The sequence below is a fragment of the Cupriavidus sp. GW822-FHT03E04 genome, assembly GCF_058801495.1.
This window is the reverse complement of record NZ_JBXANI010000034.1, coordinates 295-12,493: the sequence shown is the minus strand read 5'-3', so window position 1 is coordinate 12,493 and position 12,199 is coordinate 295. Positions and strand designations below refer to the sequence as shown.

The 12,199-nt window shown below is 65.5% G+C and carries 13 protein-coding genes and 1 pseudogene; all 14 read right to left on the bottom strand.

Features of this window, described 5'->3' with window-relative positions; translation table 11 throughout:
* Positions 1-6: 6 nt before the first annotated feature.
* The 14 genes and pseudogenes from dmpG to AC1RQC_RS34740 all read right to left on the bottom strand — a co-directional run bounded on the left by dmpG (position 7) and on the right by AC1RQC_RS34740 (position 11,756).
* Entirely contained in the window at positions 7-1,059 is a 1,053-nt protein-coding gene (dmpG, locus tag AC1RQC_RS34805; RefSeq protein WP_492375378.1) for a 4-hydroxy-2-oxovalerate aldolase, read from the bottom strand.
* Between the two features lie 24 nt (positions 1,060-1,083).
* A complete protein-coding gene (locus AC1RQC_RS34800; protein WP_492828120.1) occupies positions 1,084-2,049 on the bottom strand; it encodes an acetaldehyde dehydrogenase (acetylating) in 966 nt (321 codons plus the stop codon).
* A 61-nt stretch (positions 2,050-2,110) separates the two neighbouring features.
* Positions 2,111-2,308 (bottom strand): annotated as a pseudogene (gene thmT / locus AC1RQC_RS34795) (2-hydroxymuconate tautomerase); the annotation flags it as partial.
* Positions 2,309-2,386: 78 nt separating this feature from the next.
* Positions 2,387-3,175, bottom strand: coding sequence for a 2-oxo-3-hexenedioate decarboxylase (dmpH, locus tag AC1RQC_RS34790; protein WP_416053213.1), 789 nt, complete (start codon positions 3,173-3,175; stop codon positions 2,387-2,389).
* 32 nt (positions 3,176-3,207) lie between these two features.
* On the bottom strand, positions 3,208-3,990 hold the full coding sequence (gene dmpE, locus AC1RQC_RS34785; RefSeq protein WP_492812521.1) for a 2-oxopent-4-enoate hydratase: 783 nt from the start codon (positions 3,988-3,990) through the stop codon (positions 3,208-3,210).
* An 8-nt stretch (positions 3,991-3,998) separates the two neighbouring features.
* Positions 3,999-5,453, bottom strand: coding sequence for a 2-hydroxymuconic semialdehyde dehydrogenase (locus AC1RQC_RS34780; RefSeq protein ID WP_492828124.1), 1,455 nt, complete (start codon positions 5,451-5,453; stop codon positions 3,999-4,001).
* A gap of 308 nt (positions 5,454-5,761) precedes the next feature.
* Positions 5,762-6,694 carry a catechol 2,3-dioxygenase gene (locus tag AC1RQC_RS34775; protein ID WP_174423991.1) on the bottom strand — a complete coding sequence of 311 codons (933 nt, stop codon included), beginning with the start codon at positions 6,692-6,694 and terminating at the stop codon, positions 5,762-5,764.
* A 61-nt stretch (positions 6,695-6,755) separates the two neighbouring features.
* Positions 6,756-7,103, bottom strand: coding sequence for a 2Fe-2S iron-sulfur cluster binding domain-containing protein (locus tag AC1RQC_RS34770; RefSeq protein WP_492375383.1), 348 nt, complete (start codon positions 7,101-7,103; stop codon positions 6,756-6,758).
* A 13-nt stretch (positions 7,104-7,116) separates the two neighbouring features.
* Positions 7,117-8,184: an NADH:ubiquinone reductase (Na(+)-transporting) subunit F gene (locus AC1RQC_RS34765; RefSeq protein ID WP_492886044.1), complete on the bottom strand. Its 1,068-nt coding sequence runs from the start codon at positions 8,182-8,184 to the stop codon at positions 7,117-7,119.
* 28 nt (positions 8,185-8,212) lie between these two features.
* Positions 8,213-8,572, bottom strand: coding sequence for a phenol hydroxylase subunit P4 (locus AC1RQC_RS34760; RefSeq protein WP_492886042.1), 360 nt, complete (start codon positions 8,570-8,572; stop codon positions 8,213-8,215).
* A gap of 32 nt (positions 8,573-8,604) precedes the next feature.
* A complete protein-coding gene (locus tag AC1RQC_RS34755) occupies positions 8,605-10,119 on the bottom strand; it encodes an aromatic/alkene/methane monooxygenase hydroxylase/oxygenase subunit alpha (protein WP_492828128.1) in 1,515 nt (504 codons plus the stop codon).
* Positions 10,120-10,158: 39 nt separating this feature from the next.
* Positions 10,159-10,431: an MmoB/DmpM family protein gene (locus AC1RQC_RS34750; RefSeq protein WP_492375385.1), complete on the bottom strand. Its 273-nt coding sequence runs from the start codon at positions 10,429-10,431 to the stop codon at positions 10,159-10,161.
* 10 nt (positions 10,432-10,441) lie between these two features.
* On the bottom strand, positions 10,442-11,437 hold the full coding sequence (locus tag AC1RQC_RS34745; RefSeq protein WP_492828130.1) for an aromatic/alkene monooxygenase hydroxylase subunit beta: 996 nt from the start codon (positions 11,435-11,437) through the stop codon (positions 10,442-10,444).
* Positions 11,438-11,537: 100 nt separating this feature from the next.
* Positions 11,538-11,756: a phenol hydroxylase subunit gene (locus AC1RQC_RS34740; protein WP_150987093.1), complete on the bottom strand. Its 219-nt coding sequence runs from the start codon at positions 11,754-11,756 to the stop codon at positions 11,538-11,540.
* Positions 11,757-12,199: the final 443 nt, after the last annotated feature.

Sequence of the window (12,199 nt, the reverse complement as noted above, 5' to 3'; positions counted from 1 at the left end):
CGGGGCTTACGCCGTGATCCGCGCCTGTCCCGCCTCGCGCCGCGCCACCAGGTCCAGCGCCACGTCGACGATCATGTCTTCCTGCCCGCCCACCATGCGGCGCTGGCCTAGCTCCACCAGGATATCCACGGTCTTGAGCGCATAGCGCCCGGCGGCTGCCTCCGCGTGGCGCAGGAAGCTGGAATAGACGCCCGCATAGCCCAGCGCGAGGGTCTCGCGGTCCACGCGCACCGGGCGGTCCTGCAGCGGCCGCACGATCTCGTCGGCGGCGTCCATCAGCGTGTAGAGATCGCAGCCGTGGTTCCACCCGAGCCGGCTGGCGGCGGCGATAAACACCTCCAGCGGCGCGTTCCCTGCGCCCGCGCCCATGCCGGCCAGGCTCGCGTCCACACGGTCGCAGCCTTCTTCCACCGCGACGATGGAGTTGGCCACGCCCAGGCTCAGGTTGTGGTGTGCGTGCATGCCGGTCTGGGTCTGCGGCTTCAGCACGTCCTTGAAGGCGCGGAAGCGGTCGCGCACGTCGTTCATATTGAGCGCGCCACCGGAATCCACCACGTAGACGGTCTCGGCGCCGTAGCTTTCCATCAGCTTGGCCTGCTGCGCCAGCGCGGCGGGCGTGGTCATGTGGCTCATCATCAGGAAGCCCACCGTGTCCATGCCGAGCTCGCGCGCGTACTCGATATGCTGGCGCGACACATCCGCCTCGGTGCAGTGCGTGGCAACCCGCACCACGCGCGCGCCGGCATCGTACGCGGCGCGCAGGTCGTGCACGGTGCCCACGCCGGGCAGCAGCAAGGTGGCGACCTTGGCATGGCGGACGGTCTCTGCCGCCGCCGCGATCCACTCAAGGTCCGTATGCGCGCCGAAGCCGTAATTGAAGCTGGAGCCGGCGAGCCCGTCGCCATGCGCGACTTCGATCGAGTCCACCTTGGCGCCGTCCAGCGCTGCGGCGATGCGGCGCACGTCGGCCAGGCTGTATTGATGGCGGATGGCGTGGCTGCCGTCGCGCAGCGTGACATCCGAGATATAGAGTTTCTTCTGCGTGGCTTGCTGGGTCATGTCTTGTCTCCGTGAGCGCGCCGCTTACGCAGCCAGCCGGGTTTGCGCCAGACGCTCGGCGCAGGCGAGCGCGGCGCTGGTCATGATGTCGAGGTTGCCGGCATAAGCCGGCAGGTAATGGGCGGCGCCTTCCACTTCGAGGAAGATCGATGTCTTCAGCCCGCTCATCCGCCCCAGCCCCGGGATATTCAACGGCGCAGCCGGATCGATGCGCTCGAACTGCACCCGCTGCTTGAGCCGGTAGCCAGGCACATAGGCCTGCACCGCCTTCGCCATGGCTTCCACGCTGGCTTCTATCGCCGCCTCGTCGGCGTCCTCGGACAGCGTGAACACCGTGTCGCGCATCATCAGCGGCGGCTCGGCCGGATTCAGCACGATGATGGCCTTGCCGCGCGCCGCGCCGCCCACCGAGCAGATCGCCCGGCTGGTGGTCTCGGTAAATTCGTCGATATTGGCGCGCGTGCCCGGCCCGGCGGACTTGCTGGAGATCGAGGCCACGATCTCCGCGTAGTGCACCTTGGCCACGCGAGACACCGCCGCCACCATCGGGATGGTGGCCTGGCCGCCGCAGGTGACCATATTGATATTGCTGGCACCGAGCTGCTGGTCCAGGTTGACCACCGGCACCACGTATGGCCCGAGCGCGGCCGGGGTCAGGTCGATCACCTGGATGCCGTGCTGCTGCAGGATCTGGTTGTGATGCGCGTGGGCGCCAGCCGAGGTGGCGTCGAAGGCGATGCGGATATCGCCAAAGCCGGCCATCCTCACCAGGCCTTCGATGCCCTCGGCCGTGGTGGGCACGCCCAGCCGCGCGGCCCGTGCCAGGCCGTCGGAGGCGGCGTCGATGCCGACCATCGCGCCCATCTCCAGATGCCGGCCGTGGCGCATGACCTTGATCATCAGGTCGGTGCCGATATTGCCCGAGCCGATAATGGCTACCTTGTGCTTGCCGGGCGGATGGCTGCCGCCGGCGCCTGCTTTCATGTCCATGTTGTCTCCGTGCCCGGGCGGTCCAGGTCGGGTGCCGCCAGGCATTCCGTATGCCGCTCCCTCAGCGGCCGAGTTCCTTCGCTGTCTTGCCCGCGATGCCGAACTGCGTCTTGGGCACCTCGGTAATCATCACGCGCACGCTCTCGATCGGCGCGCCGATCGATTCCACGGCGGCGTCCGTCAGCGCGCTGATCAGGCGAGCCTTTTGTTCCTCGGTCCGGCCTTCGATCAGAAACACTTGCATGATGGGCATGGCTTTACTCCTGCGGGATGGGTTGAGTGGGTGGCATCGTACCGCGCCACCAGCACGCTCGCCGGGCGCATCAAACGAAGCGCATCAAACGAAACGCATCGATACGGTGCCGAGATGCTGGTAGCGCACCGTGATGTTATCGCCGGCCGCCACCGCGATGGCCTCGGTCACGCCGCCGGTCATGATGAAGGTGCCCGCCGGCAGCTCGCGCCCACGCGCGCCAAGCATGTTCGCCAGCATGGCCACGCTGCTGGCCGGGTGGCCGAGCACGGCTGCGCCGGCAGCGGTGGCGACCACTTCACCGTTCTTCTCCAGCACCACGCCGAGGTTCTTCAGATCGATCCCCTCGGCGCTGCGATGCGTGCCGCCGACGACAAAGCGCGCCGACGACGTGTTGTCGGCAATCACGCTCTTGAGATCGAAGCGGAAGTTCTCATAGCGCGAGTCGATCACCTCCACCGCCGGCAGCACGAAATCGGTGGCGGCCAGCACGTCGCCGATATGGCAGCCCGGCCCCTTGAGCGGATGCTTGAGCACGAAGGCGATCTCGGCCTCCACCTTGGGATGGATCAACGATGCGGTATCGATGGCGCCACCGTCCATGCAGGCGCCGTAGTCGGTCAGGAAGCCATAGACCGGATCGGTCACGCCCATCTGGCGCATCTTGGCAAACGAGGTCAGCCCCATCTTCAGGCCCGCAATGCGGGTGCCGCGCGCTTGCTTGCGCGCCCGGATCGCGTCCTGGATGGCGTAGGCGTCATCCCAGTCCATATCGGGATGGGTGTCGGTAATCTTGCGCACCGGCTCGCGGTTGCGCTCGGCGTTTTCCAGGTGCTCGGCGAGCTGCTGGATGGTGTCCTGGGTGAGGTGCATGGCGTTGTCCTGGGCTGCTATATGAAATCCGATCAAACGAAGCGCACGCCGGCGGAGCCGATGCCGCCCAGGCTGATGCGAAGCTGGTCGCCGGCCTGGACGGGCACCATCGCGGCCAGCGAGCCTGACAGGATCACCTCGCCCTTCTTCAGCCCCATGCCAAGACGCCCCAGCGTATTGGCCAGCCACGCCACGGCGTTGGCCGGGTGGCCGAGGGCGGCAGCGCCCGCGCCAGTGGCGACGATCTCGCCGTTTTTCTCCAGCGTCATGCCAACGGTGCCAAGGTCAAGGCCGCGCGGGTCCACGGCGGCGTCGCCCAGCACGAACACACCAGACGATGCGTTGTCCGCCACGGTGTCCTGGATCCGGATCTTCCAGTCGCGGATGCGCGAGTCGACGATCTCGAAGCACGGCAGCACATAGGCGGTGGCGCGCAGCACATCGGCGTTGGTCACGCCGGGACCTTCCAGGTCTTCCTTGAGCACGAAGGCGATCTCGCCCTCCGCCTTGGGCGCGATCAGCGTATCGGCGGCAATGGCGGCGCCGTCTCCGTAGACCATGCCGGACAGCAGGTGGCCAAAATCCGGCTGGCGCACGTCGAGCATGTCCATCACCACCCGGCTGGTCACGCCGATCTTCTTGCCGATCACGCGCTCGCCGGCGTCCAGGCGGTGCTGCACCATAGCCAGCTGGATGCGGTAGGCGTCGTCGATGGACAGTTCGGGATAGCGCTCGGTCAGCGGGGCGATGGCTTGCCGTTTATCCAGCGCCTGATGCAAGCTCGTGCCGATCTCAACAATGTCTTCTGGTCTCATGGCCTGCCTCAAAGTTTCACGCACACATTGCGCAGCTCGGTATAGAACTCCAGCGAGTGCACCCCGCCCTCGCGGCCGATGCCGGATTGCTTGGCGCCGCCGAAGGCGGTGCGCAGGTCGCGCAGGAACCACGCGTTGATCCAGCAGATGCCCACCTCCAGCGCGCTGCCCATGCGGTGCGCGGTGCCCAGGTCGGACGTCCACACGGTGGCGGCCAGCCCGTAAGGCGTGTCGTTGGCGAGGCGGATGGCCTCTTGCTCGGTATCGAACGGCGCGATATGGCAGCAAGGGCCGAAGATCTCCTCGCGGATCACCGCCGAGTCCTCCGGCAGGCCGGTCCAGATGGTGGGCTGCACCCAGGCGCCCTCGGCCAGCGCGCCGGGCATATCAGGCACCCCCCCGCCGGTGACCACGGTAGCGCCCGCATCCACCGCCTTGCGGTAGTAGGACAGCACCTTGTCGCGGTGCTCCAGCGACACCAGCGGGCCCATGTTGACGCCCTCGTCATTCGGCCTGCCAATGCGCAAGGCCTCGGCCCTGGCCTTGAGCGCCGCGACGAAGCGCGCGAAGATGGGCCGCTGCACGTAGACGCGCTCGGTGCCCAGGCAGACCTGGCCGCTGTTCTCGAAGGCCGAGCGGGTGATGCCGGCCACAGCCTTGTCGAAATCCGCGTCGGCGAACACGATGCCGGCATTCTTGCCGCCCAGCTCGAACGAAACCGGGCGCACGCCATTGGCAGCCGCCTTCATGATGGCCTCGCCAGTACGCGTCTCGCCGGTGAAGGTGATGCCGTTCACATCCGGATGCGCGGTCAGGAAGGCGCCAGCGGAATCCGGGCCGAAACCATGGATCACGTTGTAGACGCCTGGCGGCACGCCGGCCTCGTTCATGACCTCCCCGAGCAGCGTGGCGGTCGCCGGCGTTTCCTCGGATGGCTTGACCACCACCGTGTTGCCGCACGCCAGCGCCGGGCCTACCTTCCAGGTCATCAGCAGCAGCGGCAGGTTCCACGGGCACACCACGCCGATCACGCCGCGCGGCGAGCGCACCGCATAGTTGATGGCCTCACCGCCATCCGGCGTGGCCATGGCAAAGCTCTCTGCCGGCACGTTCTTGATCAGGTCGGCGAACACCTTGAAGTTGGCGGCGCCGCGCGGGATATCGATGTGGCTAGCGAGGGAGTGCGGCTTGCCGGTATCGGCGATCTCGGCTTGCAGGAAGTCGTCGAAGCGGCGGTTGATGCCGTCGGCCACCGCGTGCAATATCTCGACGCGCCGCGCCACGCTCATCTTGCCCCACGGGCCCCTCAGCGCTTGCTTTGCCGCTGCGACGGCGGCATCGACCTCGGCCTGCCCGGCTTCGTGCACACGGGCGATCAGACTGTTGTCGACCGGGTTGCGGTCGTCGAACTGGCGATTGGTGGCCACCCATTCGCCGTTGATGAAGTTCTTGAACTCTTTCATGTTGTCTCGCTTGGTGCGGCAGGGTGCGCCGCTTTGCCTTGCTGTCTTTCGCCTTTCGCCTTGCTCCCCTCTCCCACGCAGTGGGAGAGGGACCGGGGAGAGGGTGGGCGTTAGCTCGGAGTGAGCGCCTTCACTATTGCCACCGCCCGCCCTCTCCCCCGCCCCTCTCCCGCAAGCGGGAGAGGGGAGCAAACATTTGGTTCCTGACGTCTCGTCTCACTACGCCTCTACCCTGCTTTGCTCCCCTCTCCCACACGGTGGGAGAGGGGAGCGAACATTTGGCATCGGAGAAGTCGTCGCGCCGGGAATCAGGTCAGTACATTCAGGAACGCGTCGTTCAGCTTGCGGTCGTGATAGAAGATCGCCCTGCCCAGTTCGTTGTCGGTCCATGTGATGGTCGGCTTGTCCGGATAGTGGATATAGCCGCCGGAAAAGACCTCGTTCCGGTTGCCCGAGGGATCGAAGAAATAGATCGTCGCGCCGCGTGTAATGCCATGGCGCGTCGGCCCGATATCGAGCGACACGTCCTTCTTGGAGATAATGTCGGCGGCCTTCAGCACTTCGCCCCAGTTGTCCAGGTTGAACGAGGCGTGATGGAACTTGTTCTTCTCCGCATGCCGGATGAAGGCGATGTCATGCGCCTTGTTGGAGCACGTCAGGAAGGCGCCGATCATCATCTTGTCGGGGCCGGCGACCACCTCCTCGGCCAGCGTGAAGCCAAGCACGTCGCGGAACAGCTTGACCGTGCCATCCAGGTCATCGCCGTACAGCAGGCAATGATCGAAGCGGCTGGGCGCCATGCCGCGCAGGTCGTCCGGCCACGGGTCGGGGTTGCTGTCGCCGGTCAGGCAGCCCAGCTTGTCCTTGTCGGCAAAGAGCTCGATGGCATGTCCCGTGGGAATGGTGAAGCGAAAGCGCACGCCGGTGCGCGGATGCTCGCCGGCGGGAATCCACTGGAAGTCCGAAGCGAGTCCGGACTGCTCCACCTCCTGCGCCAGCCGCTCCAGCGTGCGGCCGCTATCCACGCGAAAGCCCATGTAGTCCATGCCCGGGCTGTCGGCCTCGCGCAGGACCACACTGTGGTGATCGTGCTCGTCCCAGGCCTTCAGGTAGACGCGGCCCTTGTCGTCGCGCGCGGTTTCGATCAGCCCGAGAACCTCGGTGTAGTGCTTGAGCGCCGGTTCGAGTTCCAGCACGCGCAGTGCCACGTGCCCCGGGCGCAATACGCCTGTCAATGCCATGACTGTCTCCTTGATGATGGGGTTATTGGTCCATCTTTTATTGCTGCTTTTTTTGCTGCATTTATTGCTGCTTGTTCAACTGCGCTTGCGCTGCCTCCTGCCGCGCCCGCTGCTTGTCCAGGCAGCGCTGCAGCAACGCCACCGGCTGCAGGCGGATATCGCTGTCGGGGAAGGCCTTGCAGGCGAGCACAACCCCACTCACCTCCTCCGCCTCCGACAGGCAGGCGCGGCTCATCTTGCCGGTGTGGTAGCGGCCAACCTCGATGCGCACCTTGCACACCCCGCAGCCACCGCCCCGGCAGCCCGCGGGAATGCCACGCTTGCCCAGGGCTTCCATGGCGCGCAGCAGGTTCTGCTCCGGCGCGCAGGGGTAGCACTGGCCGCTTCCCGCGATCTCGACGGTATGCATGCCGCGCCCTCCATCAGATCTTGAACAGCGGGCTGCGCGCGCTGTTCTGTGCGTCGCCGGCCGAGATGAACTTCTCGGTGTGGATGTCCTCCTCGAACAGCCGGCCCTGCATCAACGTGCGGATGCAGGCTTCGATCATCGGCGGCGGGCCGCACAGATAGGCCTTGTGGCCACGGAAGTCGGCGGTAGCGCCATTGGCATAAAGGCCGTGCAGGACGTCATGCACATAGCCGCGCGCGCCATCCCAGCCACTGTCCGCCGGTTCGTCGGAGAGCGCGGGCACATAGCGGAAGTTGGGATGCGCGCCGGCCAGTGCACGGAACGCCTCGTCGTAGTACAGCTCCGTGCGGTTGCGCGCGCCCTGCACCAGCGTGATCGGCAGGGTCTCGCCGGCGGCGAGCATGTCCAGGATCATGGCGCGCGGGCTGGACAAGCCTGAGCCGCCCGCCAGGAACAGCATCGGCTTTTGCGCTGACTTGCGCACGAAGAAGCGGCCGTAAGGCGCGGAGAAACCGAGTTCGTCACCCACCGACAACCGATCGTGCAGGTAGCCGGTGGCCTGCCCGCCTTCCACCCGCCGCACATGCAACTCCACCACGTCGTCGCCCGGACGGTTGGCCAGCGAGAACGCGCGCGGCTGGTCGCAGCCCGGCACGCGCAGGTTGAGGTACTGGCCGGCCTGGAAGGCCGCCGCAGCGCCCCCCTTCACGCGCAGCCAGATGCCGCGGATAGTGGGGGTCAGCGCGCGGGCCTCCACCACCTCGGCACAATAGTCAGCCAGCGGCAGTGCGAGCGAGTCGGCGTCTTCCTCGATATCGGCCTCGATCACCATGTCGGACTGCGCGGTGGCGCAGCAGGCCAGGCACTGCCCGCTGTCGCGCTCGAAGTCCATCAGCGCGAAGCTGGAGGCCTCTCCATGCTCGAACTCGCCCTCCACCACCTGCACCTTGCAGGTGGCGCACAGCCCGTGGCAGCAGGCGTGCGGCAGCCACACGCCGTTGCGCAGGCAAGCATCCAGCACGGTCTGGCCCGGCGCGATGGGGATGGTCTGCCCGATCGGTTCAATGGTCAGGGAATACATCTTGTGTCTCCTACCTTAGCTGCCACTGTTAGCTGCCACTGCCGCCAATGCCATCCAGCCCCGGTGTGCGGAACCGGATCACCGCCTTGTGGCCCAGGCCGTTCTCTTCCAGCGTGCGGTCAAGGTCTGGCTGCCAGGGCTCGCCGCCGCGCAGCCACTCCACGCGGCTCCAGTCGATGCGGGCAAAGTCGGGGTGATAGCCGTAGACGCCCGGCAGCACGTTCTCCACGACATCGCGCAGGCGCATCGACGGCGGCAAGGGAAGGCAATGCGGCGCACAGAACAGCAGGTGGCGGTCCCAGCCGATATAGAGCAGGCGGTTGCCGTGGAACACCGCTTCGCGGTCGGCGGGCTCGAACGCGTAGGGGCCAATGGATACGACGGACATGGTGGTCTCCTTATCTCTTGTCTGCCGGCTGCTCAGGCAGCCGTGCCCGGCACGCCCTTCCAGGCGTTCCAGTTCTTCTGATCCTGCGAACCTTCGAAATCCAGGTTGTCCGCGCCAGGGTTGATGCGGTACCACTTGAGCACGTCGTCCAGCGCTCCACCGCCGCAGTTGCCCTGGTAGATCTGGTGCACGGGCAACCAGGCCTGCGCGTACTTCTGCGGCTCGCCGTCGAAGATGTCCTTGCAGCCGTCCGAGCAGAAGTGGAACCGCATGCCGTGGTAGCTGCTCTCCCGGTAGCAGGTCTGGGTGGGGTCGTCCGGCTCCGAAAACACCATCGGGATCTGGCAGGTCTGGCACAGCATCGGCAGCGTGGCGTTGTAGAAGCGCTCCCCTTGCTGCTGGCGCTCCTGCCAGTAATCGAGGCGCGGCTTGTAGTAGCGCGCGAAGGTGTCGGGATATTTCTCCGTCAGCCAGGCCATTTCGTCCTGCTTGGGCACCCAGGTATGGAAGCCGGCCGCGGCAGCGTAGTTGTAGAAGGTGCCCCAGGCCTCGTGGGTGATGCGGTCCTTGGTCTTGGTGGCCACCTCGTGGTACTTGGGCATGCGCAGGCCGTAGCGCTCCAGGTCCTTGAACAGCGCGCCGCCGGCCTGCTCGAAGTACATCTCCCAGGCTTCCGCCCACGACATCACGCGCTTGGGCAGCATGTAGTCCATCATCATGCCGACCAGCGTAAGCAGGCGAAAGCCGCGCCAGAACCATTTGTCCAGCCACTTCTGCAGGATGGGGATATTGTCCGGGTCCTGCTGGCACAGGAACTTCACCACTTCCAGGCCCAGCGTCATATGGCGCGATTCGTCGGACTGCGCCGAGAAGCCGAAGGTCACCGTGGCCATGTCGCCGTTGTAGGCCGCACCCGACATGAAGGGCATAAACAGCAGGTTGGTCAGCACATATTCGAAGGAGAACGAGATCGCGGTGATGAACTCGAACGGGCCCGCGCTCATGGCGTCTTCGAAATAGGACTTGGGCACGGACAGGTACCAGACCCGGTCATGCATGTGCTGCCATTCGCCGAAGCCGTTGAAGTACTTGTTGTAGACCGACAGCGTGTGCATCTGGGTCTGGGCGTGGCGCAGCTCGTCGATCGACTGCATCTGCGCCGCCACCCGCGCGCCGGCGCCGCGAAAGTGCCGCCCGAGGTGGGCATAGCCGCGGTGCGCCGCGTACTCCAGCGGCGTCACGCCGGTCAGGAACAGGCGCAGCGCGTTCAGGTAGCGCGGGTCCGAGACGTTGAGGTGGCCGTTGTTCTGCACGAACGAATCGATGATCGCGTACAGCTTGCGCTCCTTTTCCGACTGGTATTTCCAGTAGGCGTCCATGGTCATGCGGAACGGGTCTTCCCATTTATCCCAGTCGTGGATCTTGATGCCTTCGTACTTGTCGTAGGGAAAAACCTTGTCCATCGGCTCGTAGGTGGTTTCCCAGCCGAGGTCGCGCGTCATCGTCGCGTACTTCTCGCGCAGGTTGAGCTTCTTGCGTGCGTCCATGTTGTCTGTCTCCGTTGTTTTTGCTGTGGGCGGGCCGATTCAGGCGTTCCAGTGCAGGGTGAAGGCGTCGTCGTCTTCGTCGATGTTTCCCGACAGCGAAATCAGGTTCAGGTGGATCTCCTGCAGGTTCCAGTCGCGCCCGAGCTTGTCGGAGACCAGTTCGCGCAGGATGGTCAGGTGTCCCGGCGCGTCGATCTTCACCATGGCGGGAAACTGCGACACCACCGCGTGTGGGTTGGCCTCGGTGATGGCCTCGATGATGGGACGGGTGTCGTCGTTGCTCTGCAGCGCGATATAGACGTTGGCGGTCATGGCGGTTTCCTCAGGCGGCAAGGCCAAGCTTGTTAAGACGCGCGTCGAACTGCTCCACGCACAGCGCCACCACCTGCTCGCCGCCCTCGCCCAGCAAGGTGTCGGCCACCGGCACCAGCGCCTCGGCCACCTGCGCGCGTGCGGCGCGAGCCCAGCCGGACAGCAGCAACCGATTGGCATCGGACTCTGCCGCGGCGGTCTGGATCACGGCGTCGACCCAGCGTGCGTGCTCCTCGCGCCAGTCGTTCATGAACTCGGTCAGCACCGCCAGCCCGGTGCCGCAGGCGCGCACGATGGCCGCGTCGGCGTGCTGGTACACCAGCGGATACAGCAGCCCGTCGAGCACGAGGTTCTGGGTAACGAAGGTCTCGAACCAGTCCTCGATCACAAAGCTGCGCTCGACCAGCCGGCGCATCGGCTGCCACGCGGCGCTCTCCATCCAGGCTACCTTGGCGCGCTCCAGCGCCACACCGGTGTTGCCGTCGAGCAGCATGCCGATGCGCGACAGGTACTGGGCAATGCCCAGGCGATCCATCGCGCAGTAGGTGCAGGCCTGGGTGATGGCCGTGCCCCAGCCGTAGTCGGCGCAATAGAAGTTGTTCATGTTGGCGCCCCACTCCACATGGCGCAGCGGCAGCAGGCCGTCGGCCAGGCGGTCCTGCCATTCGGCGGGCAACGCCTGCAGCAGCCCGCGCTTTTCCACGAAGGCAAAGCTCTTCTCGGTGGCGTCCTGCTGGCGGCCGCGCGCCGTCACGTAGGCGCCGTAGAAGTACTGGCGCGGGTCCTTGAGCGCGTACCAGTCCGCCATCACGATCGCGGTGCGGCGCTTGTCGTAGATCTCGTGTTGCGAGTCCCAGGTCGGGCGGTAGTGAAAATTCACTTCCGACTGCACATCGTAGGTGGCCTCCTGGTAGCGCGAGGCGGGCTTGTCGCCAAAGCGGCGCGCCACATGGCCGTAGGTCTGGCGCAGCGGCTGGATCTGCTGGGTCTTGATATCGACTTGCATCGCTTGGTCTCCTGGGTCTTGCTGTTTTTATGTGGGTGGTTCTGTGCGTGGTTCTGTGCGTGGTTCGGTGGGTGGTCCGGTGCGTGGGGGCTGGCCGTGCTCAGTCGTCCTGATCGGGCGCGGGGATCTCCGGCGGCAGGAAGCGCACGTGGTTGACGCTGCAGAAGGCCTCGAACATCGGCTCGGGCATGATCAGCTCGACATTGAGCTCGGGGTCCGCCACGCTGAACGCGAACTGCACAAAGCCCTCGGGCGTGCGGCCATCAACGCGGACGAACCGGGGCGAGGCTTCAAACAAGGGGACCGACTGGTTGATCATGACGCTGCTCCTTCGCGTGGGCTGTATGGCCTCTATTGCGAAGAGCGTGCCAGCTGGCGCAAACGACGGCGCCACAAGGCGCGTCGGGATTCGGGCCGCGCTGGGTTTCGCGTTTACCCGGAACTGCGCGTGCGCCGCGGCTCAATCAATTGATGAAGTGGATGGTGGAATTTGATCAAATGATCAAAGGCCGCGCCGGGTGGCGGTTTGCGGGGAGCCAGGTGTGACTTCGCAAGGCTGCGGCGTTGCAACAAGGAAGGGGGTTAGAAGTAGGAGGGGGAAGGGATTGCGGGCGCATGCGGCGCAATAAGCGGGGTGGTTACTTGATTGGGGTGGGGATTGGTGGATGGATCAAATGATTAAATGGGTCATTGGATAGTGGGTGGTGGGTGGCGCCGTTTGTTTGAACGGTGTTGGCGCTTGCACCCAAGAGCCATACGACA

Coding starts and splice junctions, on each gene's coding strand:
- dmpG (WP_492375378.1), bottom strand. CDS start 1,059: ATGACCCAGCAAGCCACGCAGAAGAAACTCTATATCTCGGATGTCACG.
- AC1RQC_RS34800 (WP_492828120.1), bottom strand. CDS start 2,049: ATGGACATGAAAGCAGGCGCCGGCGGCAGCCATCCGCCCGGCAAGCAC.
- dmpH (WP_416053213.1), bottom strand. CDS start 3,175: ATGCACCTCACCCAGGACACCATCCAGCAGCTCGCCGAGCACCTGGAA.
- dmpE (WP_492812521.1), bottom strand. CDS start 3,990: ATGAGACCAGAAGACATTGTTGAGATCGGCACGAGCTTGCATCAGGCG.
- AC1RQC_RS34780 (WP_492828124.1), bottom strand. CDS start 5,453: ATGAAAGAGTTCAAGAACTTCATCAACGGCGAATGGGTGGCCACCAAT.
- AC1RQC_RS34775 (WP_174423991.1), bottom strand. CDS start 6,694: ATGGCATTGACAGGCGTATTGCGCCCGGGGCACGTGGCACTGCGCGTG.
- AC1RQC_RS34770 (WP_492375383.1), bottom strand. CDS start 7,103: ATGCATACCGTCGAGATCGCGGGAAGCGGCCAGTGCTACCCCTGCGCG.
- AC1RQC_RS34765 (WP_492886044.1), bottom strand. CDS start 8,184: ATGTATTCCCTGACCATTGAACCGATCGGGCAGACCATCCCCATCGCG.
- AC1RQC_RS34760 (WP_492886042.1), bottom strand. CDS start 8,572: ATGTCCGTCGTATCCATTGGCCCCTACGCGTTCGAGCCCGCCGACCGC.
- AC1RQC_RS34755 (WP_492828128.1), bottom strand. CDS start 10,119: ATGGACGCACGCAAGAAGCTCAACCTGCGCGAGAAGTACGCGACGATG.
- AC1RQC_RS34750 (WP_492375385.1), bottom strand. CDS start 10,431: ATGACCGCCAACGTCTATATCGCGCTGCAGAGCAACGACGACACCCGT.
- AC1RQC_RS34745 (WP_492828130.1), bottom strand. CDS start 11,437: ATGCAAGTCGATATCAAGACCCAGCAGATCCAGCCGCTGCGCCAGACC.
- AC1RQC_RS34740 (WP_150987093.1), bottom strand. CDS start 11,756: ATGATCAACCAGTCGGTCCCCTTGTTTGAAGCCTCGCCCCGGTTCGTC.